Below are 26,360 nucleotides of genomic sequence, written 5' to 3'. Positions count from 1 at the left end.
ATGCTACCAACTCTGTTGCTCTTGCAGCAACTTCATATATTTTTGATTATAGTGCGCACCATTCTGTGATTTACTCGCCATTTTGAAATGTTGCTTCACCGAACGGCTTAAAACTTCGTTGGTGATCGGGTTTTGTCGGCCCCATTCCGAGCGGTTGAACTCACGGATATTGTTAAGCACGCTTTTACGTCCATCATTGTCCTTAGTGCGTACCGCCAGCCAGTAAGCATTCATTAAGCTTTGACGACGGCGAGTAACTTGACGTTCGTAGCCTTTCAATGCGCTGTTTGAGTCGTACTGCTGAACAAGTCGAGCCGGAGTAAAACCAAGCGCTTGTTGAGCATGTTCAAACAATGTCACATCATCAATGATAATTTCACCATTTCGGTTTGTGACAGTGCCACCTTCTGAAGCGTATCGCGCAGTTCTAAACACGTCCTTAATCCATTTTGGAGTCATGTATTCTACGCCGCGCAAATACTGGCCTTCTGTCATGTAGTCCAAACCACGCGCCCAAGATACAGCAATACCAAATGATGCACCTGCCGCCTGTTGAAGAATGTTTTCAGCAACACCAACGCTATCTTGTGCGTCTGATTCTTGTACCCAAAGGCGAAGCAAATCAATGTTGATTCGGCTTGAAACGCTAGGCATTGAACCGTAGTACAAGCCTTTCGCAATATCTTCACCGAACGTCTTAGCAAGTAGCGATTTTAGCTCTGTCTCTGCATCCCAAGGCTCATTGTCATCACCTGCCACTGCATAGGCCATATTAGCAATTGCCGCGATTGTAGCGACTGGTAGAGCGTTTAGACCGCCAATGGCAAACGTAACGGCAAATGTGCCAAGCAACTGCTTACGCGCTTCCTTTCTCACCTCTGGCGTTTCGCCCTTAATTGAATCAAAGAAACGGCTAAACAAGTAGTAAGTCATGTTTTGGCTGTACTGCTTGAACTGCAATGCTACCGCCGCAACGTCACCTTGCATGAATCGAGCGCGGTTACGGCTCGAATAGTCAAAGTGACTATCCCAAGTCGCTTTAGTTGCGTAATCAAGTGACTCTTGTTTGCTTAGTCCGTTCTTCTTCGCCATACGGTAAGCAGTGATAAAACAAACCTCACGGTTCATTACTTCGGCCCAATGGAAAGGCGCACCGATTAGTTGCTGTGCTTTCGCCCATTTACCCGTATAGTTTGACGACTCTTGCTCTGCCATACCTGTTAAGTCGGCCATTTGAGTTACGTCGATAGCACCAATTTTGATCGCGTGGCGTAACGCCTCTCTCTCTTCTTGGTTAAGTACGTCTCCCAAAATGCCGTTGGTCATGTCCATATCACCACGCAAGCCAGCTTTTGATTTTTTAGCAACGAACGTCTTAGCAAATAGGCCCGATAGACTTGCCATTTCCGCCGCTGTTTCCTTAAAACCAAAACGTGAGCCAATGTAAGGCAAAGCAATCTGCCAGTTTTGGGATAAGTTGATCATCGCTGACGCTGGTGAAATACCGATTTGCCAGAAGAACCCAAAACCAGTTAGCGCTTGCGCCCATTGTGCGCGTTGTGGGTTCATCATCCATTCGTGACGCTTAACCATTTCGTTATACAAGCGTGACGCCGAAACGTTATTGCTCTTATCCGTGGCAATCTTCAACTCTTCCATTAGATCGGTGAAGCGCTTCTCTGTTTCTAGTCGCGCTTGTTGGTTCGCTTGGCGAACACCCTGATCTGCTAGAACACGAGCCGCATCTTCTGAATAACCAGCCACACCTTTACGGTGAATGAATGATTTACGAATTGAACGATCAGGCATGGTTTGCAAATACATTTGGTAGATTTCATCAGTTAACTGATCTTTCACCTTGTCGTTAGTTTGCGCACCTGAGATCGCCTTAATAATATCGCTCACGAATGACGCGCTAGCACCATTTAGGCCGCGACTCTCTTGGATTTTTAGACCAAAGCGCACTTGTCCAACTTCTAAGTTCGCATTCTTATCATCCTGAACCTTGTAGCCAGCCGCCTGAAGCTTTTTAACGTCTTTCATCATGGCGTTTTCAGTCTCATACATTTGGAATACACGCTCACCGCTTGGGTCAACGGCATCGATCCAGTAGTTACCAAAACGCGCCAACGGAACATAGAAACCAAGGCGTGATTTTTCCATCATGTAACGATGGTAAGTGTTCTCACCTGCTCGTTTGTTACCAGCCATGGCAAGATCAGTAATGCGCTCTTCTAGCGCCTTATCCATTTCCTCGCGTTGGCTAATGTAGTGATCGCGCACATCGGTAAAGACTTTTTGAGCATCTGGCGAAAGCTGTAGGAACTTCTTGCGTAATGCCTTGTGTTTAAGTCTTAGTTTCGGCTCGTTCTTAATCTCACGCTCTAGCGCTTGGCGTTCTTGCCAAATTTCAGAACCGCGCTTAGTTTGCGAACCGCCGTACTCTTGGTAAAGCTTCGCTAGTGTTTTGAGTAGCGCTTTCTTCTCATCAGTTTGGTCAACATACTCTTTTGACGGGTCAACATCGGCCAACGTCGCATCGTGCAACAAACTAAAGGTAGCTTCGGCGTCTTGTGGCTTATCCTTACGGAACTTATTCAAGGCATCAGCTTGTTTGTGAACTTTCTCAATCAAGTCTGTTTTGCGTGTAGTAAACAAATCTTTGTTGTTTACATACGACTCAAGAATGTTGCCAACCTCACGGCTTACTCGTTTTCTACCTACTTCAGCCATTTGGCGTAGGTTTAACAACGCCCAACCACCATTTTTAAGCGCATCAAACTGCTTGCTAATAAATGGAACGTTGATCTTGCCAAGCATTTGCTTGTAGAAACTCTCATTCTTCGCTGCCAACGCATCAGCAATGCTCACAATTGGATCGCCTTGCTGCGCCAAATCCTCATCCATGCTTGAGATTGTTTGGCTAAAGCGCACAACGTTAGAAAGCGTGGTCATTCCGTTAGGTTTTCGAAGGTCGCTATCCACGTTGTTGATCATGTTGCGCACTTCTGAAAGCGTGATTTTCTCTGCACTCAAAATGCCAGAACGACGCAATGCACCAAGCACCCAAGACAACACTTTGTCTAAGATTCGTTGAGAAACGCTAGACTCTGTTTCTGCAATCTTAGCGATCACCTCTTCCGCTTTTACGTCTTCCGGTGCGGTTCGATATGATTTATCAACCTCGGCAAAGATGCCTTTCAAAGAGTTAACGTTTCGTAGGCTGTTGACCTTCTTGGTTAACTGCGCTTGTTGAGCAACGTCTAGGTTTGCGTATAGGCCATTGTGAGCAATAAACTCATGGCGCAAAGTGCGGCGAACGTCAGCAACGTTTTCCAAGTTTTCTGCCACCAGCACAACACGGTTATCACCGGACAACCATGCGCCTTTAACAATCGCATTGGATTCAGTTTCAACCAGTTCATGCAGATCGGCCATAGTTGGCACAACCATTACATTCGCACCTTTCAAACCGTCGTATTGGTTAATCCAATCTTGAGCGGCTTGAGTAACCTTTTCAGGCGATAGGCTGGTGGAAGGCTTTTTGTTGACTTCGCTGGCCTTGCTGAAACGAATATCGTCGTACTGATCGTTCGCTGGTTTTTCAATGACAATAATCTTTGTTGCTACGTTAGTAGGGTTCAAGCTGTTCTTGAATGCGCCAGCGTCTAGGTTGATCTCTTCTGCACCAACTTCATCTAGGTGACGACGGAAGTTTTTATTTGTTGTGTTGCCACGATTACCAGCCATTGAGCTAGTGATAGCAACCAACTTACCGCCATCTTTTAGCATCGTTAGCGCATGGTTGATGTGGTGAATATCTGCATCGTTACTAAATGGAGGATTCATAACAATGCGGTCATAGATTTCACCAGCGTTATATTCCAAGAAATCACCAGCAACAACGTTGTGCCCCTTCTCTTCAAGTAATTCGCTTAGAGTGAAAGCAAGTTCACCAACATCAAGATCTACGCCATTTAGAGCTGCAATTTGATCGGCAATGTGACCCATACCAGCACTTGGCTCTAGCACTTTCATACCTGGTTTAATATCGGCTAAATCAATGAGCTTTTTCACTTCTGCTTCAGGAGTTGGGAAGAAGTCATTAAACGCATTACGGTTACCGCGTACAGTTTCCTCAATCTTCTCTGTGAGTTTTTGTAAGCGTGTTTTTTCTTTCTGCGTTGACATTTTTCCGTTGTTCGCTTGCTCATATTCACGCAAGGCTTGGCGCAACGTGATATCGCCTTTAATACCCATGCGAATTAAGCGATCTTGCGACTTGAATAACTCGTTGATGTGCTCGACACGGTAAACAGTGTTTGATTTGCTACGCGCTAGCTGGCGCAATTTAGGAATAACTTTATCCCAACGCGCACCATTCAAGTTAACGCTCTCGTGCTCCTTCAAGCCTTTAATGTTTGCTCGAATAGATTTAGCCGTCATCTTGTAACCGTCTAGGTTTTCGATTTCTCGCGCAATGTATTCAAGTGACGCTGGCGTACTCTTCGGCGCTGGAAAACGAACGTAACGAGCAACCTGATTAAACTTAGTTTCTGGTTTTAAATGCCAGTTGCCTTGCTGATCTCGATACGCTAGTTTTTCTCGAACATCTTCAGGCATATCCCATTTAACACGGTTCATAACGCTTGTTAGTTCTTCAAGCTGGCTGATATCAGTCAAGTTGCCTAGCAGTAGGAACTCGCCAGATTCAACGCCATCGGCAATCTTACGCAAGATATTAGCTTGCGCCTCTTGCTTATCTGCTCGTGCCGCTGCGCTTGCTGCCATGGCTGCGCGACGAGAAGTATTAGTCAAACGCTGTGCGTTGTTTGACTCATCAGCTTTCGCCTGTAGTGATGCCGCTTTTTCGCGTAGAGCTTCAACTTGCTTCTCTTTTTTCGACTTCGTTTTCTCTTGATCGCGTTGTTTAACTCGTTCGCTTTGATCAACGTTCAAGCCGCCCATTACAGATAGGAAATCATCACGCGCTTGTTCAGATTTAAAGTCAAAACGAGCTGGCAAGTTTTTAGGTTTGTAAGCTCGTGCGTACCAACCGCCTAGCTGTTTCGCCTTGGCTCTCATATCGTTGAAAGTATCGCTATCAACTTCGCTAAACGCAGCGCCATAGCGTTGTTCACCTTTAGCTTCGTTGAGAACATCGACCTTGCTCAACTCGATAGTCCCGTCAGTTTCAACGGCCTTAACTTCAGCTTTTCGCTCTAGTTCGCGCTTTTCTTGCTCTGCTAGTTTGCTTAACTGATTTTCAGTGTATAGACGGTCAAACTCGGCTAGCTGCTGGTCATTGAAAGCATCAATAGTGCCGCCGTTAGCTCGTGCGTAGGCTTGGAAATCATCAAGTGTTTGAGGATTATCAAGAGCCTTTTTCTTGCGCTCGGCTTCCTGCTCACGCTCGATTGCTTGTTGTTTTCGTTTCTCAGCAAGCTTGTTGTAGTCAGCATCACTCATTTCAGAAAGAATGTTGCGCATAGCTGAAGGTGATTTAACTACAAACATTCCACCATCAGACTGAATAGCAGCAAACTGGTTGCCGATATCTTTAACCGCTCGCTTAACTAGATCGTCTTTACGCAAGCTTGTATCAATCCATTGGCCCATTTGAGCAAAGAAATTGCCGATAGCTGGCTTCGTGAATTGGCTAAATTCTTCCTCTAAAGCCGGAACATCATCAATGTAGTTATCGATCAGCTCAATAGCCTCTTCCTTGGTGTACTCGCCACTTTGAAGCGCGTTGATAGCTTTTAGATATTCACGCGCTCCACTTGGGCGAGAACGGCCTTTTTTAGCTTTAGACGCATCAGTTTCGTTGCTGGTGGCCTTGCTAGATTTTAGTTTGCTTCCTTTTGGTGGCGTTGGCTCTGGCTTCTCGTCACTCAGATAGCTTTTTGCCAAGTCGATTGCTTTTTGGCGATCTGATTGATATTGGCTAGTGATCCAATTGCTGAATGAATACAAGTCGTGCGTATCCGCGCCAGCTTCTTCCATTGCTTTAGATACTGCTTTCCAAGCTGGTTCTAACTCGTAGCTCTTGACGCGATAAGTTGGGTTTTCTGCGTACTTATCTGATACAGCTTGAAGAGTATCAATGAGCGAAGGCTCTTGCTTATCTGCTTTTGTATTGGTTTTGCGCTCTTCTAATTTGGCAATATCACCTTCTAGTCTATTGATTAGTAGGCGCATGGCTTCGCCGTTCTCACCATTAGCAATACGAGCTTTGTAGTGAGCGATCTCAGCTTGTTTGTAGTTGATTAGCGCATCCAGCTCTTCAACGGTTGGATTAGACAAATCTTTAAATGGAGGAACCTTGGCCGGAATCTCTGGAATTTCCACATCGGAATCCGCATCTTCACCAAAATCTAGGTTCAAATCTTCCCAAGAGTTGGCGTCTAGGTGGCCTTGGTTTTCGTTGATAAACTTATCCCAAACCGCTTCGTTACCGCCTTTCGCTCGGTACTCTTTCCAGACTTCACCAAGCTCGTTGTAAGCATCTTGTTCGGCTTTTTCTGCTGTTCTTAGTCGGCTTTGTGCTGCTTTAACTCGTGGATGTGCCATATCAACACCACTACGATCCGTAGAATGTTGCATTTCAACTTCATCTAAGTTCTCTTGAGCTGCTTCAACTTTCTTTTGAGCTGTCGAGATTTTAGAGAGTTTGCCCTTAGCTTTACGGCTGATTGTGGCCGGAATCGCTTTTAATTGTGTAGGTTTGTTCTCAGCTTTTTTCGCCGTAGAGTCGCGCTCTGACTTCACTCGTTCAGATAAGTGGCGATCAGCATAATCACGCAGATACTTATCAAACTCTTTATGCTGTGAAGAAGTTAGATCGGCACCCTTTTTAATTCCGTTTTCGTCTCGGAACTCCGCAATACGATGAGTGATCCAAGACATATAGCCAGCATTGCTATTGATAGCTTCAAGCTCTTCCGCTTCCAAAGTATCTAAGTACGCTTGATAACGTGGGTTATCTGCCTTACCTGTTTTTGCTTTAGCAAAGCGTTCTTTTGCAATTGTCTGATTTACGTCTTTAGCTTTCTCTGGAGTGGTAATGCCTCGACGCTCAGACTCAAGCTCTGAACGTAACCATTTAAGATCCTCAGTAGTGCCTTTGCCGTCTTTGATTTTGTTTAGACGACCTAAACGAGCGGTAGCGCGTTGGCGAGAAAGGTCACTGTCACTTGCTTGGTATGCCTTCTTAGCGTCGGAAATCTCGCGATCCAAACCTTCCAGCTCTTCATCACTAAGTAGTGCGTCATATTTTGATAAGCGAGTTTTCAGAACGTCACCAAAGCGGAGCAAATCACCTAGCTTGCCAGTAAAGTAAATCTTGCCTGCTGAATTGATATATTCCGCAGCATCTTGCAAAACATTCATTTGTTCAGGCGTAGGCATTTGACCGCGATCAAGGCGTTGCTCAACACTAGGCCAAATATCAACGGCTTTCGCTGTCTTTTCGCGTTCTTCGACTAAAAGTGATTGGTCAACAACACCTTTGCTTTGGGCTTTTTCTGCTTCGCTCTGAAGGTAAGATTCATTGCTTTTTACAATAAGGCTTACATATTTATCCGCTGCTTGATTAGCTTTTCCAATAGCATCCATCAAGCGCATATCGCTACCTTTGCCATAGTCAAAAGTAGTAACCGGTTCCTCTTGTTCCGCTAGTCGGATTTGTACCTGTTTAAGCTCTTTATCTTGAGTGACGTAAACCGATCTCTCGCCAATAGTTGCGTTCCACTTTTCGACTTTAGGCGTCAACGTTGTGGTATTACCGCTGCGCTTAACGTCCACTCCATCAATACCTTGACCTATTTTAAGGGTAGGTTTCTTGGCTTTTTTGCTATCAGCTTGAGCGTTTACTTCTTTGTCCAACCAGTTCAGATCATCTTTTGTACCCTTGCCTTCCAAGATGTTCTTGATGCGTTGTTCACGGTTAACTTTCTGACGGCCTTTGATTGCGATTTCAGCTTGAGCTTTACCAAGTTGACGGCCAAGCTCTGAACGTTTTGCAGCTTCACCAGATTGGTAAACATACTCGTCGCCAGTCTGTGGCAACTCTTCACTGTATGACTCAACCTCTTGAGACTCGTGCTTATCAAATTTCTTTTGAATACGAGCATTGCGATTAGGTTGGCGCTGTTCGACCTCTTGGATTGATGCGGAAATAGGCTCTTGAGCAACTATATAAGGCGCACGATAACGCTCCTGCTCTGTTTCTACAGGATTTAGGTCATATTCATTCGCTAGCTTGGTGAATCGCTCATCACGATTAACGTCTTTAGGATTAACGTCAGACCATCGATCAAACTCAACTTGTGGCGCGTCATAAACTCGTTGATTCTCGATACCCGTTGCTAACGGAGTAACGTCACGCTCACCGTTTGGTTGATGTCCACCAGCAAACGAGTTGGTTTGAGCTTGTTGTCTTATACCTTGAAGAACACGCGCCTGATTACGTTGAAACTCTGGCGTTTCCTCAACGTTTGGTTGATAGCCATTGGTTCGAATGCCGCGATTCTCAAGTTGCTGTTGAGCATTGCGCTCTTGAGCTTGCTGATCACGCAGAAAACTCTCTTCATCAGTTGGGCGTAACTGATCGACTTGTTTTAGCTCTTCGGAGTTAATGACACGCTGCAAAGCGCTGATCGCTTGCTCTTGGCTCATGCTTCCGTCACGACGCGCTTTTGCAATCTGAAGCACTGCTGCTGGCGAGATTTCCATGGCGCGTTGCAAGCCTTGTTTAAAGTTTTCGTCTTGCGCTGCAATTTCATCGACAAAACCAAGCTCACCACGTTGAATTGATTGGCTCAATTCAAACTTATCTCGTTGAGCATCTTGAGAATGGTATAGCTCTGAATCTGCCATTACTTCGCCAGTTTCAGGATCAAACATTTCTGCTTGAGCAACTTCATTATCAACTGGTGATTTTTGTTTCTGTCCAATAGCACTCAAGAACTCATTGTAAATTGAATTCATTGAACGCTGCGCCGCTTGACGTTCTTCAATGGATAGATCTGTATTAAGAGTTGCCAAGTAACGGCTCATGTCTTGACGCAATTGCTTCGCGTAATCATTGCCTCGGTCTTGTTTTTCCCAAGTTTTGATTGCGCTGACAGCTTGCTGGCCGTCACGGATTAGATCGGCATGATTGTCTGAAGAGAACAGATTAACAGGCGCTTGCTCTTGCTGTTTTGCAGCTTCAGAAATTGGTTGTTGTGGTTGCGCTTGCTGTGGCTGTACTGGTTCCGGCTGTTGTGGCTCAACACTTTGTTGTGCTTCCGCTTGATCTTCCGTTGCGTGACGCTCTGCTGCTGGTGGCACTTTACCCATTGCAGCACCTAACGCTTGATGTGCTAAAGCCGTAGATTCGTTAGCATCAAAGCCCATAGAAAGAGCGCGGTTCTCAATCTTCGGTCTTAGAAGAGCCTCAATCTCTTGATCTGTTTTACCAACCGAGCGCAATTGCGAAATCACTTCTGGATTGATCGCTTGTTCAATCTTGGTTTCAAAGTTACGACGACGGTAACGACTAGCCACACCACTAGGCGCACCAAAACCACCACCGATCAAACCACCGACTAAACCAGACTCAAGCGCAGCCGCGCCAACGCCTTCGGAGTTGTCGCCTTCAACGTCCATCTTTTCGTTGGTATGAACGTTAGAGCGGTATTGTTCAACGCCACCTTGTACGGCCTCAGTGCCACCTTCAGCAAGTACACCTTTACCAATAGCACCTTTGATTGTTTTGCCTAAACTACCTTTTAGCAGTTTAACCATTGCCTGATCACCTACCGTTTCACCGATCAGGTTGACCATGCCTAGAGTAAGGTCGGTTTTAATCGAATCTCCAACCTCTTGGGCCAATCGAGTACGAGCGTTGTTTAGCGCCTCTTCATCAGAGATATTCTTATCCGCTTCTTCGGCCACATAACGCTTGAACTGTGGAGAATCCATTAATTCGTGATAAGGAATGTTCTCTATTTCTCGTTGAACATTTAAGGCTTGACCACCGTTACCAGCCGCCAAGTTTAGAAGTGCGTTAGTACCAACGTTGGCACCTTGGGACACCGCAGCGCTTCGACCAGCCATTGACGCAGCTTTACCTGCTGCACCTGCTGGCAACATGGTTACAGCCATGCCACCAAGCACATTAGACGCTGTGCCTAACCATGTACGCCAATCTTTAGCACCTTCGCCAAAGCTCATATCATCATTGATGATATCTTTCGCCATGGCTTCGCGCATTTCAGGCGATAAAGTTTCGTATTGCTCATTAGCCCAATTCTCTAATGAGCTTGCTGCCTTTTCTGCACCAACGAAATTCGCAGCACCAGCCAAAGTTTGCAAAGCGCCTTGTTGAGCCATATCAACAACGTCACCAAACGTTGATGTGTTTTGATTGCGTTCCCTTTCCTCAACTAGACGCATCGCCTCTCTGAAATCCATCGGTATCCCCTCTTATTCTGCATAGGAAATAGACAGGGGAAGTATAACCCCAACCGCACCGATTGGGGATTTTTGTTTACGTTCGATGAATTAACGATTAGCCAAACCTAATGCCATGTAGCGTGCGGCTGGTGGCGCATTTTTACGCTGCTCTTCTACTCGTTGAGCCTGAGTTTTTAAGTTATCTCTGGCGTTACTTGTTAGCTTATCGGCTGCGCTATAAAAGCCACTATAGTTAAGCCAATCCATTGCCTGTTGTTGCTCTTCAGGACTCAAGTTCGCTGCCTTAATTGCTGCAAGCTTTTCTTGATAAGTTCCATCAGAGTTTAGGATTTCCTCTCGTAAAGCCTCTAACTCGCCTTGATTTGACGGTTCACCTTCTGTCTGTCCGGCGGCCTTCTTCTCGCCATTGGTGAACTCTTGAGACTCGCTTATCAGCGTTTCATTAGATGGCTTTTTCTTGATGATATCTTTACTTTTAATCATCTCTTGAATAGCCTTATTTACCTGATCAGGCGTCGCGGCTGGGTTTTCCATTAGATAAGACTGAAGTTGCGCTTTGCTGCCCGCTTGGAACTCATAATCAGGATATGACTCAACAAACGCTTGCGCTCGTTTTCTTGCCATACTTTGCGCTTGTTCCTTGGTTAAGTATTGAGGATCATAACCTGTTAGTGGCAAATACATCATCGTATGACGCTCTAGTGCCTTCTCCCTTTCTCGATTCAAGCGATCAATTTCAGCCTGATAATCTTGTTCCTTATCGAACATATTGCGGTCAAGTTTGACAATCTGTTCGTCATACTTACTATTAATTCCGTTTTGTTCAGATAGTTGTTGCTTCGCCAATTGAGCCATTGAAGAAGATGAACCACTAGAGCCAGATCGACTAGAACGGCCTGAGCGACCACCATATACAACATTGCCATTTTCATCGAAGTTCAGAGATCGACCTGTTTGAAGTTGACGCCAGTTGTTCAACTCTTCACGGTTCAAATGCTGACGAGTATCAATCATGGTTTTCATTCGGTTACTAAACTCCGACAATGGCACAACTAAGATATTGTCATCTGGTTTGCTTGTTCGGTTTTGAGTAACCGGAACTGTGACAGTTTTGCCATTATCAAGAGTTAGATCTTGCTCAATAACTGCCCCACCGCCTTGAGTGATTCGAACTGCCGAAACTTTTCTCTCAACTATTTGATGTTGCTTACCATCCTTATCCGTGTAGATCGTAGGTAAACCTTTTGCCTTGGTGATTTCAGGCATTAATGTTTCCACTGCATTGATCAACATTGGGTCATTTTCTGCTGGCATTTCACCTTGTGCCATTTTGTTGAACAAAGTCGCCGCCTCACCTAAAGCCTTGCCAGCATCACTACCAAGAATGTTGTTCACATCAAATTGAGGGTTTTTAGCTACATAATCTGCAAACTCCGGCGTCTCCATTAAGGAAAAATCGCCGCTGGCAATCGCCTTATCAATCGCTGGAAGGAAGATTGTTTGAAAACCTTCTTGGCGTTCCATAAGTGTTTTCTTATGGTTATATTCTTCCTGTTGCTGCTTAAATGTAAGCTCTGCTTTCGCCCACTGCTTTTCTTGTTGTCTTCGGCTTTTGGCTTGCCAATCTAAATCATCTTTACGCTGTAACTTTTGTTGTTCTCGATCTTCAAGCCCTTGCTGCCAACGAATATCTTCTCGCTGTTGCAAGATTTTCTTTCGTTCTCGGTCTTCGTTGTGTTCTTGTCTCCACAACTCACGATCTTGCTGGCGGTTGTGTAGGTCAATTAATCCTGCACCAACTCGAACGCCTTCATTAAAACTACCAATAACGTTTGCCATGAAAAAAACCTCTAAAAAAACGACGCAGCTAGACCACCAAGAACGGCACCAATTGCACCACCAGCAACAGTACCCACTACAGGCACAACACTACCAATTGTTGCACCTAGAGTTGCACCGGTGCCGATACCTGACGCAATACCTTGCTTGTATTGTTGTTTAAGCTGCTCGTTCACTTGTTTGCGCTGTTGCTCTTGGTTAGATAGATTTCTGTAAGTATCAAGCGAACTTCTCGCGTTGTTTCGACCAATATCAATTAGACCGTATCCCATATTAACCCCCTACACTCCACCAACTGAGTTAATTAAGTTTCTGCTTCCTGACGAAACACCCGTCATCAATCCGACTTGTAAATCGTTTATGGCTTGGCGAGTGTTGTTATTAGTTGAAGCTAGGGCAAGCGCGTTATTCATTTCCAAGTTTCGTTTTTGCTGATCAGTTCGAAGATCACCTAAACCATACTTTCTAGTTGCATTTGCAGCATTGATATTGGCTTGTTCTAAGTTCTTCGTGGCATTTGCGTTATTTCTATCTAACTGCTTATTTAACAAATTATCGGTCATAGCAAGATCGATAAGTTGATTCTCATATTGTTGGAAGCGCTTTAGATAATCTTCGTACTGCTTTCTCGTAAGATTCGCGTATATGTATTCAGGATTACCATAAGCGTTAACCATCATGTTTGAAAGATTATCGCTTTTAACACTGGCGGTTGGAGAGGTTGTGGCTGGCGCGGCTGAACGGCCAGTATTTGGATTGTAATAACCTAATTCACCCTCTTGAGGCATGATTATTTTCTCCTAACGTTTAACTTAAACCGTATGAACTAGCGCCGCCCATTGGCGCAAAGCCATCGTCTGATTTCATACTTTTGTAAGTATCTGGTTTGAAGTAATTACTTAATCCCTGTCCAGCGCTTGATAGCATCTCTTTGCCTGTATCGGTGCCAGTAAGTAAAGAGGCACCAGCGCCAGCAACCGCCGCCGGAATAGATACGGCGTTAGCTTCATCAATTGCAGCTTGGTTGGCCTTGCGCGCTGACGCCGCCGCAATATCGTTAAGCCCTGCCGTAGCTTGAGTCGCCTGACCTCGCCCCATTGCAACTACGTTTTGAAGATTGCCAGTAAAACGCTCGGTTACGTTGTGTTGGCCTTGCGCAGTAGTTTGTACCTCGTTGGCATTGGAGCCTGAGATTATGTCGTTTGAAGCGCTAGACGCCTTACCTGAACTTGGATTAAAGCCAGATGCCGACAATTGTTTTTGAGTCTGATTGACAGCCGAACTCGTTGCACTATTCGACGTTGTATTGGCCGCTCCTGCTATTTTCTCGTAGTTTGCCTCGTCCCCCATTTTTTCGGTGATACGCATATATTCGTTTTCAATTGGAACAAACACCTCTTGATATCTATTCCACTCTTTAGCCGCCACCTCTGCTGCTGCAATCTGATCGGCAGTTGGTTTTGCTTTTTCTGGCCCTTTACCCATTGTTTACCAGCCTTTTCTCAAACCTGATTAAACCTTGCTCATTGTACCCTACTTTTTTAAATCCGTGAGCGCGCCAAAGCCTGTACACACCTGCTCTTCGAGCCAATGAAACAATCTTTTCTGCTCCCACATCTTTAGCAAGTTGATAGTACGCATTGATGTAATCTGATATGCCATGTCCGTTATCAGACCATCCAAAAACCACATACATAACTATCTCGTTATCTTCGTGCGTCACCTCCAAAACTGCGCCACAACGTTCACCAACAAACAAGTGTGCATCACCACTATCCAACTTACTGATCACCTCTTTCGGCAAATCCGGCAAATCATCACGACCAGCCACGTAAACAAGCTTTCTCACAAGCATGTAGATATAATTGTTGTGATCAACTTTAGCGAACCGCACTTTTTACCCCTGAACGATCTAGAGCACCTTAACAAAATGGCGCAATTCCAAAAGCACTAAACCTAAGCTTTGTAGGTGAGCACTAATCCAGATGAGTTCCACACATGCCAAGAATTGTTTTCGTGGTTTCTTGCGCGCAAACTAACCTTATAAGCCTTACCAGCCGGAAGACTATGCCGCCAGATCGGTGAGTTTTGAGCGCTCATACCACCAACATCTTGACTATGAACAACCTCATCATTAATTAAAAAATCAAACCATGCACCGAACGTAGTCACATACACACTCCCCCAAACAACCTCACGATCCCAAGTAGCCATTGGAATATTTACTGAGTAGAGCGTCTGAATTAGTCCTGTAGTACTTTCTGTCTTCATAACCGTGTACGGATAAGGTTTTATTACATCACCAACGATCTGATTAACATTGAGACGACCTTGAATATCGCAAGAATCAGTAATCGTAACGTTCCTTAGCACACCAGAAGTCGCGGTAATTTTCCCCGAAACATCAGCATCAACCATTTTTGCCACACCAGCCGCGCTCACATAGAACTTGCTGTTCGGGTCATTAATCGTTGACGCTCGTAACGTTACGTTTGCGATCACTGTATTTGCTTGCACGCTTGTTGCCACTACATCGCCAGCAACCAGATCTCTAATGTCTGCAACCTTGATTGATGCAGTGTCGATTGCGAGTACATATTTTGGCGGAGCTGTACCAACTTGACCGCCGTTAACCCAATCCTGATAGGCTGGGTTTTTGATAGTGCCAAAAACCGGAACGATGCTGTTGCTACCTGTACCACCAGTATTCTTGTCGTAAGCGACTTTAAACCCTGCGTTCTTAACAACAAATTCTGCGTTTGCTGTGCTCGTATCAGTGGAAGACTTGGCTATAAGAGCAACACTAGCCGTCATTCCACCTATGCTTGTTTTAACGCCCCACAACGCAGAATAGCCATCATCAAGATCGGCCAATGCTTCACTAATCTGTGTGACTGAAGATGAAACGCCGTTAACCGTTGCATTAACTTTTCCAATCTCGGTACTAATCGCCTGATTGGTTTGCGTCTTTGTGTAGTAGTTCTTGGATAGATTCGAGCTAACACCGTCAATTGATGATTGCAGCGTCAAAGCAGATTTAGCAATGGCCTGATCGGTTTGCGCTTCAGTGTAATAGTTGTTGGCTAAGTTACTCTCAACCTCTCCAATTTTTGAAGACAACGAATTGGTTGCAATATTGATCGCCTTTTCAGTATCAACCCACGTTTTATAGTTGGTTGATAGATTGCTCTCAACTCCTTCAATTGACGCTGATAACGACGTATTTAATTGAGAAATTGCTGACGTTAGCTTGGCGTTCGTCGCGTAGTTTTGCTCAATGCTTGAAATCGAATCGCCTAACTGAGTTTCGAGATCTAACTTGGCTGTAGATATAGCCTTATCAAGCTCAACTTGAGTCGCAAACTCTTGGCCTACCTGCGCAAGAATTGACTCCCCATTAGACTGAATTTCTGACTTAACAGACTCTCTTAATGCCGATAACGCGCTATCAACTTCAACCTTCGTTGCGTACTCTCGTTTGATCTGAGCAAGAATTGATGTCTCGTTTTCCTCGATCTGAGAAGTAACCGACTCTCTTAAAACCGCCATTGCCTTATCGGTTTCAACTGCTGTGTAGTAGTTGGTTTCAATCTCGGCCCTTAATGTCCGGTTCTCTTCTCTGCGAAATGCGCTTTCCTTATCAACGGTTACAGCGTTTTGCATAGCTGCTTCCGCTAATAATACGTCGATATTCTCAATAGTTTCTGCGTCTGGAATGGATGAAAAATCAATGCCTTCTAATGCCTCCGGTAAAGGAATTAGTTCGGGATGTTCTTCCATCTCCTTAATGATCAGGTCAAGGTAATATTGAGGGTCAACAACGCTCTTTGCATGAGTACCATTAATTGAGTTAATCGCTGAACGTTCGCCTTTTAGGTTTACGAACTTGATCCAATAGTAATAATCACCCGTAGGCTCAATCGGCAATGACGCAACGCTAGACGGAGTTGTTTGCACCACAATAGCATTTGCAAATACGTTATCTCTTGCTTGATAAATTTCGGTGTAAGCATGGCCTTTATATGGCGCGGTATCCCACGAAAGCAGTGCGATACCAAAGCCAGATTTAACCACTAAGTTTTGTGGTGTAGTTGGCGTCTGAACTTCCTCACCAACAATCGGATCACCACTACCGCCGTCCGAACTTGGGATATTAATTGTGCTCTGTAATTTACCGTTTCTGTAGTCAGCAAAACCGAGCTTTTTCATATCTTCCCAAAGGACGGCTTTTTTGCCGCCCTCGCCACGCATACCGATCAACTGTTCCAAGTTGTCGGCAACTGCATCCATTACAGCGTCACTTCCTTTCTTGTGGGGAATAGATTGGAATTTACCCTTTAGCTTTTTGCCGCCTTGTAATGTACGAACTGCCATTTACCCGTAAACCTCTGCCATACTAGAAGCAATGATCACCTCTTCTAATATTCCAGTGCCATAAACTTCAAATTGCCATGAGTTGCCCCTTGCTGGTGGAATGCGTATAGGTCGATTAGTTAACGTACCTATCTCGTAATCTTTGATGACGACTCCATCAACGATAATTTTCATTCCAACCAATGCCGGATCTTCCGCTCGGATATACAGCGTACTAAGTGTTGGATACATGGCGTAATACTCTTTAGAACGCCAAACATACGCTTTAGGTTGGCCCTTGTTCCATTCAGCCAATTTTGTTCCATCTTCGCTTCGAACATAAAGCGTACCTGTCACTAAGTCAGTAAATCCAAGGTTTGAACCTAGAGAATGGAACGTAATGCCACCCGTTTTAGGGTCGAATATGAACGACTTATCAAGCGCCTTTCCGTAAAAAGCCAAATACTTTCCATCGTAGTAGTAAGCTTCAATGGTTTCTGGCTCCAATGCTTCCCACTGCTTAGAGTCAATAATATCTTTGGTAATTAGCTCAACGTCTTGACCAGTGAACGCACAAAGGCCATGAGGAGACGCATAGATAATTAGGTTGTCGATATTTCTCATAGAGCGCTTGGAAACACACGCTTGCATAGACTCAAGCTTTCGCCCACTGATCGCATCACTGGTGATACCTTGGAACACCCAAGGGTAACCTTTCGTGCCAACCAATAGCATATTGCTCACTGATTCCATTGCTACGATTTCGTGCTCTGTTGTAAGCTGATAATCTACAGGCCATGCGTGAAGCAAATACGGCTCACTAAAACAAACAGTTCGGTCATAGCCACCAGCCATAATTCCGTTAGGCATTAGGGTTAAAAACCGTAGCTTTTTGTTAGGCATTTCGTATTTTTCACTTTCCAGCGGGAACCCAAGATCATCGGCTGACTTATCATCCACAAACGTATTTTGTGAAATCGGAATTTCCCCAACCAGATAGAAGTCAGAAACACCACCCTCTGTTGACGTTCTATAGATTCGACGTTTAGTGATATTGCCGGATAAAACACCTTCACTTTGAAATGTCAGCGTAACCGTACTCTCAGGGAACTTAATTTCAGCTTGATTGCTGATCGGAGATTGCGCCCCTTCCTCTTCTTGTTCGCTAACAAGAGTGTAGATATAAAAACGAGTTTCGTCGTCGGTTGCCTCGTCTTCTTCGGGTAGAGGATCAGGAGCATTTACTTTTGCTGTCACGCCATGCTCTGGCGCTGGCACTCCTAATGGATAAGAGTCAACGGGAAGATCACCAACACCATTAAATATCTGGTTATTGGTAACACGAACTCCGGTATCACTTGTAAAATAAACACGGTTCCAAGGGTCACCAACAATTGGCGACACAACCACATCAACATCAGTTTTCCACTTGAACCACCAATCTAAAAACTTATAAACCGTTCTATGGCTTTCCGTTAAGCTTTCAGAGGTGTCCTTCAAGCCAAGGTAAGGCTGAAGGTTTCCAACCGGAAACTGACAATCTACCGCTTTTGTAGCATATTCATTTGGTAGGAGTCTCGGCGTCTGTTTTGGCCGTTCTCCAAAGAAAGTAGCGACGTTAATTCTAGGCATTATTTACCTGCTCTCTCTTTGTAATCAGCAACGGCTTTCAAGCCAGCAACATCGGCCTGTAGAGCGCTTATATCTTGGCGAATATCTTTTACATCAGTGCCAATGTTTTGTTGAGTCGTCTCGATACTGTTCAAGCGATAATTCATCACATAGCCAGTCCCAACTATCGAAGCACACAACATCACAACGCCTAGTGGATTGTTGTTTAGTAACTTCTCTAACATCTTTCGCCCCTTTCAATTCGGGGCACTTTCGCACCCCGTCATAAACTGCAATGCTTGACCAATAATAACTCGGAATAAAAACACTTTCTCGATTGAAAACAAAAATCACCAATCGATGACTTTAGATTTCTAAAAATTCGAATGGAGTTTGCATATCCCCTTCTGTCCAAGTGGCATATTGATTAAATAGCTTTTCCAATCGAATCGCATAAGCATCTTTAATTTGTTGGATTTGATTGTACGTCAGTCTTACAGGTTCATTATTTGCTGCAATCCAGACCGTCTCTTTATCCAGAAGATTATTTCGCTCTGCATACCATAGCGTTTCATCCATGTTGTTCCGGTCAACTTGGCGAACTTGGAACTCATATCCATGAATAAAGATGTTTGATAGTTTTATTTCATCTCGCAAAGCTTGCGCCTTGTTCCGATGAAACTCCGCGATCACATTGTCAGGCTTTCTCTCGACAACTGGCGTCTTGGTAACAGTAAACTCTTCATCATTGACCAAATAATCGTATTCACCATTATGAGTGTAATAATTAGCGTCGTATGACACTTCAATCACTTCATAAACGGCGCGGCGATTTTGCATATCGATCACTGGCCGCGCTGGTGGCAACGTGGCAACTTCTTCACCATCTTCGCCAATAGTGATTTCAGGAACAAAGTTCTCTACATCCACCAGCCATTGAAGATATTGATCGTGGTTTACTTGAAAATCTTCCCAAGCAATTGCTCGCTCAAGCTCTGGCTTAACAAGTTGCTCCCAAGACTTACCCTCCCAGCGTCTTTGGTTTGCATCCTGATAAGTAATTTCTTCAGGCTTATTAAGAACGATAACCGTGTATTGCTCAGTTATAGGGGAAGTTTCCTCCCCCTCTGCGTAGCCAATCACTCGTTCTCGAACATCTTCAGCATAATAATGCCGGATATTCTCATCAATATCGGTTAGAGCTGTGTAGTCGGTATCAATGATCATAAATCCACCCCACTAACTTGAGAACCAGCACGAGCTTTGTTCTTTGTGTAGCCGTATGGAATTGCCAGCTCATGCGTACCATATAGACATAAATCACCATTGAGATTCTTATATGTCCCAACCTCACTTACGATTCGCAGTTTTCCATCATCACCCCATAAGTCCGACTGTGAACCATATACGACCAAGAAAGGATCTCCCGTTGGAGCAGTGATATACACAAAGCCTTTTCCGTTCTCTAACCACACATCCCCCCAAGACGCAGTAAAAGACTTAACGCAGCGAAGCAACTTATTACCCAAAGCATTTGTAATACTTGGATCGGTTAAATAAAACTGACCAGCAACACCATCAGTCGCAGTGTTAGTGGACGTAATTTTGGTTACGTTCAACGACGAATAGCTACCAACCCAAATCAACTCATTGAATGATAGATTTAAATTGGCCTGTTGGTTATTTGAACTCTGACTCCACAACACTTTGATTGCTGAATCATCATAAGCTGGTTCACCTAGTGCAATACATTCATGCGTTGGCGAGAAATCAGGGTTACTAGCAAAATATCCATCAAGCAACGTACATTTGTTCAGCTTCACTACTTGGCTGTGTGGATGCTTCTGCGAGTAGCCACTAACAACTTTGTTTATAAAACTTTCCCGTAATAATCCACCACGAGTACGATCATTAAACATCGTTGCGTAAACATCACCGACGCCATTAGCGCCATTTAATATAGGCTTGATGTTTGCTGATTTAGTAAGTTTTGCGCTAGCAGTATAAGAATGTAATGCAACGCGAGTTGATGGGATTACAGAACCGTTATCACGCGCATTTAATGATGAAGAGAACGTATAAGTTCCGGTTTGCCAAGCTGCGTCACCGTCGCTCCAATACATTCGCATATCCTTGTCCACCGCAACGTGAGTCATCGGAAATTTATTTGCCACCAATGTATTGTTTGGAACAACCGGAATCCAGCCACCAAGCCAGCCATTTGCTAGATCAGTTTTAGCCAAAATACGCTCTGGTGAACCAAGCACATCAATCATATTAAAATTGCCAGACACTGGTATATTGGTAGGTGAAGTGACGACTAAGTTGTTACTGACAGACTTCCAATAAGATGAAATATCGCCGTACTTAGAATCGAAATACACATACTGCCCGTGTCCATCTGTGGCTGCGGTTACCACTGTGTAACCATTTACCTTGAAATCTCTAGGATTCCGAGAACCAATGAAGTCATCAATTCCCTCAATCCATATAGCAGTTTTACCACCATAAAAATAAGGCTCTGTACTTGTTCGAACGAACAAATCACAACGAGTAGCAAACTCCTTGCCACGATAAGTACCATTCTCTAGCTTTTGGAAAATCTTAGCCGCTTCATCTTTGCTCCCCATATCCCAAGCACTAAATCGGTAGTCGATCACACCGCCCCAACCAGAAGCGTAGATAGCATCATAGAAACGACCATCGGGACGACTTGAACCGTCGCGAGAACCAATAAAACCTGAGAACTCTTCGTTAGCACCAGCTTGAGTTAGGTCACTTGATGCTGTCTTGTAATCAAAACACTGACGAGTAGAACTAATTCCCGTCATTTGCCACCACTGAGCATTCCAACCTTTGCCAGATTGAACCCAACTCTTAGTACCTAATGGGTTAAAGCTTGGATGATAAGCACCTTTGTTTAATCGAGGAACTACACCGCAAACATAGAAATAACACTCACCGTTTACTGCGTAAGAACCATCTGAAGCATGAGAGAAACGAACTTTATACGCGCCCAAACTTTCATCTGGACGAATAGGCTCAACGTTGCCATCAAAAACGCCATACCCAAGAACATTATTAGGTTTACCAAATGAAGTGCCATTACCTCCGAGTACATCTTTAATGCCCTGTGGATTAACCACCGAACAGTTACTAAACACGCCGTAGAAATGTAAATAGTGTTGTGTTGCATCGACAGGGCTAAAGCCTTCCCAATCCCCATTACCTGCACCTGCAATAGTTCTCTGACGCACACGCCATTGAACAAGTCGTCCATCATCAAGTAAATAAATGTTGTGTTCAGGATTAGAAACTAAAGCTCTCTTCTGCTCATCCGTTGCAGCCCAAAAGTCAACGCCTTTACCTTTTGAGCCTGTATCACCATCAAAAGCGGCATAATAAGTTACAGGTCTATTAGAGCCTGTAGTAGCAATGCCTTCCATTGTGGAAGCAAGCGACTGAATACAACCATAAGGGTAAACAAATGGATTGGCCTTGCTGACTTCCTCTAAGAAGAACTCAAAACCAAACATATCAACACGCTCCGTTACTACCTCTTCGGTTACCTTTTGAACTGATAGGTATTTAAACGTACCCTTAAACAAAGCTCGTGCTTGGTAGTGCAACTGAAGCTTTGCGCCCGTCCAAGCGCTATTGAATGTAAAGTTAACCTCAAACGCTTGAAGTCCAGTGCCTGTTGTTGATTCAAATACGATACCGCCACCTGCATGATCACGAGTATATAGCCGCCAACCACTACCTATATTTTCAACATTAACTACACCTTTAATTCTGTATGTAGAGCCAGCCTCAAATGATGTGTAGTTATCGAAGTATGCTGATTCTCCCGTTTGTTGCCCGTTGACATACCCACCAGAACTGCCAAGAGAAAGGGAGTTGTTTACGTTGCTACCGCTAATACCCCAATTAGATGTACCGTTTCTAAAGTCGCCATTTTTACAATCTCCCTCAAATGCACGAGCAACTGCTTCATTACTATTAGCAGCAACATCCCCATACTTAGGATCAACTTCCTTAGACAAATCTAGATTTACTTTACCAGAACCACGACAGTTACCAGTGGAGTCATAAACAACTGCGCCGTTCGGAGCTTCAGGGAACTTAATCGAAGCCCTTGGTTCAAATGCATCGTTAATATTAATCAGTTGCGAAATAAAGCCAGCGATATGCGTAACGGCATGGTTAGTTTTTGACGTTCCTGAAGCATTGGTGACCTTACCTATTCTTAGGCTATTTGGTGAGTCTAACTGCGACCAAAGCCCCTCATTGACAGGAACATAGTTGCCAGAACTATAGTGACGACCAAAATCAACGAACCCACTAGCCGCAAACTGTTCACTAGCTAACATTCGTGCAGCTTTCATGTTTGCTTCGCTTTGGCAATAGATTTGCCAACCAACATAACTACCGGATTTAATCTCTTCTGCTACTTGCTTTGTTTCATTCGCTAAGGCTTCAGTTTGCGTTTTCAGGGTTTGAGCATCGGTTTTACTTTGTGCTGCGCTTGTAGCTGAAGCAGCCGCTTGAGTAGCCTTTTGTGTTGCCGTTGATGCAGCTTGTTCGGCGCTCTGTTTTAGTGAAGTCATTTCACTAATTGCTGCGGTTGATTGCTGCGAAATGGCTGCTTTTTCTGTGGTAGCTAGATCCGTGATTTCGGTTTTGCTTGCACTAACTAAGGTGTTAATTGCACCCTTGCTCGTATCGGTAAGTGACGTAATGCTATTAGTGCCACCAGCCACTAGATCTGAAATTTCACCCTTACTCGTTGTCGTAAGAGTCGTAATATCTTTCTTGCTCTGAGTAGCAAGAGCCGCAATGTCACTTTTGCTTTTGGTAGCTAGCGCCGTTATTTCACTTTGACTCGTAGAAGAAAGTGAAGAAATGCTGTCCGTTCCACCAGTAATAAGCTCGGCAATATCGCTCTTACCAGTAGTTACTTGCGCAGAAATCTGGCTCTTACTTGTCGTAACCAGTGTTGTGATTTCGCCCTTAACGGTAGTCGCTTGCGTATCAATAGCCGTACTAATAGCAGTAGCCTTGGCATCAATTTCAGTTTTTGATGTAGTGACAAACTGTTGAATGTCCGCCTTCGAAGTGCCTACGAACTGCTCAATATCAGTTTTGGTTTGCTGAACTTGAGAGGCTTTTAAATCCACATCGCTTTTTGCTTTGTTCACTAAAGCCAACGTGTCCGCCGCATCAGCCGCATAGCTCTTCGCTGAATACTTACCTGGTTCAACTTCGACACCTTGAGCCGCATTAGAGTATTGACGAACAAGGTCTAGAGCCGCCTGTGTATTATCTAGATCGTTTTTAATACTTTCAGACTGAGCGATCAGGTTTGTGATATCTGACACCAATGTTTGAAGTGGCACAACCTCAATAGTTGAGCCGTCATCAGTGTGAATAAGAACCTTGTCAGCCGTTGATGTGTAATAACCTCGAAGGTCATCAAGCAACACTTGTTTTGAGTTGATAGCCGCCGCGACCATTGCGGCCACACGAGTTGCAATAGTTACTGAAGTATTTCGAATGATCGCATACTCACCATTTGCTGGTGGAACGCCAGTAAATGGTCTGAACAGTGACAAATGTTCGTTATCGGTGATCGATTCGACCTCATAAATACTGCCAGCTATGAACATGATATCGCCAGCTAGCGGTTTATTTCCGGCATCAACCCATAACGTACCAACGCCTACAACCTCTTTTGAGCCGTCGGTTACAGTTACCGTACCTCTTCGATACCAGCTACTACTCATTGTGCTCTACTCCAATTAATTAGCGTGGTTGGTTTTTGATATCAGCGCTCTTTTGTTGAACGATGCTATCTGCTTGGCTCTTGTCGCCTAGCATTGTTCTAAAGGCGTTTAATGCTGTGGTTGCACGAGCGGCGTTAGCGGTAAACTCCGCATCCTCACTAAATGCGCGGTAGACAAGCCACTCAATGATTGCGTTGTCGTACATCGGGTTTAGCTCGCATTTGGTTTCAGAGTCGTAATCGCTTTCAGTTATTGGCGTAGGCACTTTTGCAAATACGCACTCAATGGTTGTTCCAGAAACAACCGGAGGATACATATAGAACGTGGTTGGATTTCGGTCATCGTAAAGCCACGCTTTGGCCGTGCTAGCAAGAGGCTCTGAACGCCATTCAGGGCGATAATCATCAAGCATCTTCAAATCCACATTGCCAGAAATGGCCGCGCCGCCTTTATTTCGCAGAACATCAACAACAAAACGAGCACCTACTGGAATTGTCTGAGTTGAACCCTCAACACAAACAAAGTCCTCATTGGCCGTTAGCGCATCAGATCGAATTGCTAGGATTGCTCGAACTGCCGAGTTGAACGCATCAACCCAAAACGCTTTATCCCAACGGATCATGTTTTTATCGACAACGAGACGAGCTGCCTCATCGATCAAGTGTTTGACCGGAGTGTTATTAGCAGACATACACACCTCTAGTAGAAATTGTGCTTGCGCACTTTGTTTTTGAATGAATTGAAGTTGTCTTTGCTTAGTCGGTAAGCGCAGCGATAACCCTCTATAAATTCACGCTCGTACATCAACGCGAGATCAGGGTTAAACCAATTTGTACCAACCTGTAGTCGGAGGCGGTAAGCAGCGCCAGCCGCTAGAGCTTCGCCGTAATTTTCAACTAGGTATGAATTAAGGTTGTTCTCATCGAAATTTAGCTTTGGTTTTAGTACCGCCGTAACGGTCACCACATCAAAGTGATTCGTGAATGTGAACTCGTTGGTTACAGGATCAAAAACGTAGTCGTCATTGACGTAAAGCGGAGAACCGCAATTACTCACTACGCTGTCAATTTTTAGAATTGCTGAATCGGTAGGAATGCCAGCAACCGGAATTTGCACACCAGACACAACGGCGGTCAATTTGACCTTTGTTTTTAGGAACTCTGATTTCTCGCAAAACTCGCGGTAAGAGTCGCGCAAGGCGTCATCCATCATGATATCGACAACGCCAGCGCAACGCTGGCGCACTAACCGATATAAATCAGATAGTGCGCTCATCATTAAGCCTCTGGAATACCGTGTTTAGCGTGTAGCTTGTCACGCACTGCCATGCGTAGAGCTGACGCATGTGTTTCGCCTTCTGGAACTTCCAACGCTAGCGGATCAATTGGAAGCTCTTCTGCTAGGATAACGGTTTCAAGTTTCGCCTTGGTGTATTTGGAAATGTTGACGACTTCACCATCAACCATAACGAGCCAAGTGTTTGCTTTCTCTTCTTCAGCTTTTAGTTGCGCCGCTCGTTCCGCTAGTTGCTGACGCTTTTGCTCTTCAGCTTGTAGGCTCTCGATTAGAGACTGAGCACTTTCAGGAGTAGCAAAACAAGATTTGATTTGCAGTAATCGGTGCGCCACTTGTTCCGGTACGCTGGTTGGTTCGCCACGGTTAAAGTAGTAGTCACGGCCAAGCGTGTTTACTTTTTTAATTGGCTTTTCACCGATCCAAACAATTTTCTTTTCTGCTGTCATAGTCAATACCCTTATGTGTATTCGATGTGTTGAGCTGCGGCCATTGCCACGGAACATATAAAAAAGGCCAGCCAATTTTCTGACTGGCCTGTTTTTCAACAGAGTGGACTATCTTAGATAGTGCCGACTGAAGTGGTGTAAATCGCTAGACGGATCTTGTCTGCTGGAACTTTGGCACCTGCGAAAGTAAGAACTAGACACTTATCTTTTTCAGCAACATCTTCTGACGGGAAGTAACCAGTCGCATCCGAAGACAATACGCCAGCCGGAACCGCCGTAGCCGTGCCGATCACATCTTCTAACTTGGTGCCAACTTGAGGCTCGTGAATACCATCACCTAACAAGGCTTCGTTCAGAGTAGCCTTAGCAGTTAAGCTTGCTACTGCTTCGCCGTTGGTAAGGATCTTCACTTCCACCAGCTTCACGCCAGCCTCTAGGCTTGCCGCGATAACTGAATCATTGATTTCTGCCGCCGGAACTTCAGCAAACATCACTGAAAGGTTACCGTGAGTACCGTTATAGACGTTTTGCTTAACGGCTGGTGATACTTTAACTGCCATTGCAA

15 protein-coding genes are annotated in these 26,360 nt (G+C 44.6%); all 15 read right to left on the bottom strand.

Annotated features, from left to right (window positions below; translation table 11 throughout):
• Positions 1–3: 3 nt before the first annotated feature.
• Positions 4–10,461 (bottom strand): PLxRFG domain-containing protein, encoded by a 10,458-nt coding sequence (locus R7Q09_RS02245; RefSeq protein WP_318071021.1) that lies wholly within the window; start codon positions 10,459–10,461, stop codon positions 4–6.
• Between the two features lie 90 nt (positions 10,462–10,551).
• Entirely contained in the window at positions 10,552–12,303 is a 1,752-nt protein-coding gene (locus tag R7Q09_RS02240) for a hypothetical protein (RefSeq protein WP_318071022.1), read from the bottom strand.
• A gap of 11 nt (positions 12,304–12,314) precedes the next feature.
• Complete coding sequence (locus R7Q09_RS02235) at positions 12,315–12,575, bottom strand: hypothetical protein (protein WP_021454663.1); 261 nt, start codon at positions 12,573–12,575, stop codon at positions 12,315–12,317.
• Between the two features lie 9 nt (positions 12,576–12,584).
• Complete coding sequence (locus R7Q09_RS02230) at positions 12,585–13,091, bottom strand: hypothetical protein (protein ID WP_021454673.1); 507 nt, start codon at positions 13,089–13,091, stop codon at positions 12,585–12,587.
• Positions 13,092–13,110: 19 nt separating this feature from the next.
• Positions 13,111–13,788 carry a hypothetical protein gene (locus tag R7Q09_RS02225; protein WP_021454682.1) on the bottom strand — a complete coding sequence of 226 codons (678 nt, stop codon included), beginning with the start codon at positions 13,786–13,788 and terminating at the stop codon, positions 13,111–13,113.
• On the bottom strand, positions 13,781–14,197 hold the full coding sequence (locus tag R7Q09_RS02220; RefSeq protein WP_025507223.1) for a hypothetical protein: 417 nt from the start codon (positions 14,195–14,197) through the stop codon (positions 13,781–13,783). The genes R7Q09_RS02225 and R7Q09_RS02220 overlap by 8 nt, the downstream gene beginning before the upstream one ends.
• A 62-nt stretch (positions 14,198–14,259) precedes the next feature.
• Complete coding sequence (locus R7Q09_RS02215; protein ID WP_079879343.1) at positions 14,260–16,677, bottom strand: phage tail tip protein; 2,418 nt, start codon at positions 16,675–16,677, stop codon at positions 14,260–14,262.
• Positions 16,678–18,288 (bottom strand): hypothetical protein, encoded by a 1,611-nt coding sequence (locus R7Q09_RS02210; protein WP_140328583.1) that lies wholly within the window; start codon positions 18,286–18,288, stop codon positions 16,678–16,680.
• Positions 18,288–18,512, bottom strand: a complete 225-nt coding sequence (locus tag R7Q09_RS02205) for a hypothetical protein (RefSeq protein ID WP_020840883.1) — start codon at positions 18,510–18,512, stop codon at positions 18,288–18,290. Before R7Q09_RS02205 ends, R7Q09_RS02210 begins: the two co-directional genes overlap by 1 nt.
• Positions 18,513–18,633: 121 nt before the next feature.
• Positions 18,634–19,494 carry a hypothetical protein gene (locus R7Q09_RS02200; RefSeq protein ID WP_318071023.1) on the bottom strand — a complete coding sequence of 287 codons (861 nt, stop codon included), beginning with the start codon at positions 19,492–19,494 and terminating at the stop codon, positions 18,634–18,636.
• Positions 19,491–24,053 (bottom strand): hypothetical protein, encoded by a 4,563-nt coding sequence (locus R7Q09_RS02195; protein WP_140306016.1) that lies wholly within the window; start codon positions 24,051–24,053, stop codon positions 19,491–19,493. The genes R7Q09_RS02200 and R7Q09_RS02195 overlap by 4 nt, the downstream gene beginning before the upstream one ends.
• A gap of 19 nt (positions 24,054–24,072) precedes the next feature.
• A complete protein-coding gene (locus R7Q09_RS02190; RefSeq protein ID WP_031856814.1) occupies positions 24,073–24,744 on the bottom strand; it encodes a DUF6682 family protein in 672 nt (223 codons plus the stop codon).
• Between the two features lie 8 nt (positions 24,745–24,752).
• The gene (locus tag R7Q09_RS02185) at positions 24,753–25,331 is read right to left on the bottom strand and encodes a hypothetical protein (RefSeq protein WP_064490279.1); all 579 of its coding nucleotides are present in this window, start codon (positions 25,329–25,331) and stop codon (positions 24,753–24,755) included.
• Positions 25,331–25,795 carry a hypothetical protein gene (locus R7Q09_RS02180; protein ID WP_020840888.1) on the bottom strand — a complete coding sequence of 155 codons (465 nt, stop codon included), beginning with the start codon at positions 25,793–25,795 and terminating at the stop codon, positions 25,331–25,333. The genes R7Q09_RS02185 and R7Q09_RS02180 overlap by 1 nt, the downstream gene beginning before the upstream one ends.
• 113 nt (positions 25,796–25,908) lie before the next feature.
• Entirely contained in the window at positions 25,909–26,355 is a 447-nt protein-coding gene (locus R7Q09_RS02175) for a hypothetical protein (RefSeq protein ID WP_318071025.1), read from the bottom strand.
• Positions 26,356–26,360 lie beyond the last annotated feature (5 nt).

The sequence above is a fragment of the Vibrio sp. 2130-1 genome (assembly GCF_033339515.1).
The sequence above is the reverse complement of the archived record's forward strand: the minus strand, read 5'-3'. Positions and strand labels throughout refer to the sequence as shown.

Excerpts from the sequence above, each read along its gene's own strand:
- R7Q09_RS02245 (WP_318071021.1), bottom strand. The coding sequence starts at position 10,461 with ATGGATTTCAGAGAGGCGATGCGTCTAGTTGAGGAAAGGGAACGCAAT.
- R7Q09_RS02240 (WP_318071022.1), bottom strand. The coding sequence starts at position 12,303 with ATGGCAAACGTTATTGGTAGTTTTAATGAAGGCGTTCGAGTTGGTGCA.
- R7Q09_RS02235 (WP_021454663.1), bottom strand. The coding sequence starts at position 12,575 with ATGGGATACGGTCTAATTGATATTGGTCGAAACAACGCGAGAAGTTCG.
- R7Q09_RS02230 (WP_021454673.1), bottom strand. The coding sequence starts at position 13,091 with ATGCCTCAAGAGGGTGAATTAGGTTATTACAATCCAAATACTGGCCGT.
- R7Q09_RS02225 (WP_021454682.1), bottom strand. The coding sequence starts at position 13,788 with ATGGGTAAAGGGCCAGAAAAAGCAAAACCAACTGCCGATCAGATTGCA.
- R7Q09_RS02215 (WP_079879343.1), bottom strand. The coding sequence starts at position 16,677 with ATGGCAGTTCGTACATTACAAGGCGGCAAAAAGCTAAAGGGTAAATTC.
- R7Q09_RS02210 (WP_140328583.1), bottom strand. The coding sequence starts at position 18,288 with ATGCCTAGAATTAACGTCGCTACTTTCTTTGGAGAACGGCCAAAACAG.
- R7Q09_RS02205 (WP_020840883.1), bottom strand. The coding sequence starts at position 18,512 with ATGTTAGAGAAGTTACTAAACAACAATCCACTAGGCGTTGTGATGTTG.
- R7Q09_RS02200 (WP_318071023.1), bottom strand. The coding sequence starts at position 19,494 with ATGATCATTGATACCGACTACACAGCTCTAACCGATATTGATGAGAAT.
- R7Q09_RS02195 (WP_140306016.1), bottom strand. The coding sequence starts at position 24,053 with ATGAGTAGTAGCTGGTATCGAAGAGGTACGGTAACTGTAACCGACGGC.
- R7Q09_RS02190 (WP_031856814.1), bottom strand. The coding sequence starts at position 24,744 with ATGTCTGCTAATAACACTCCGGTCAAACACTTGATCGATGAGGCAGCT.
- R7Q09_RS02185 (WP_064490279.1), bottom strand. The coding sequence starts at position 25,331 with ATGATGAGCGCACTATCTGATTTATATCGGTTAGTGCGCCAGCGTTGC.
- R7Q09_RS02180 (WP_020840888.1), bottom strand. The coding sequence starts at position 25,795 with ATGACAGCAGAAAAGAAAATTGTTTGGATCGGTGAAAAGCCAATTAAA.
- R7Q09_RS02175 (WP_318071025.1), bottom strand. The coding sequence starts at position 26,355 with ATGGCAGTTAAAGTATCACCAGCCGTTAAGCAAAACGTCTATAACGGT.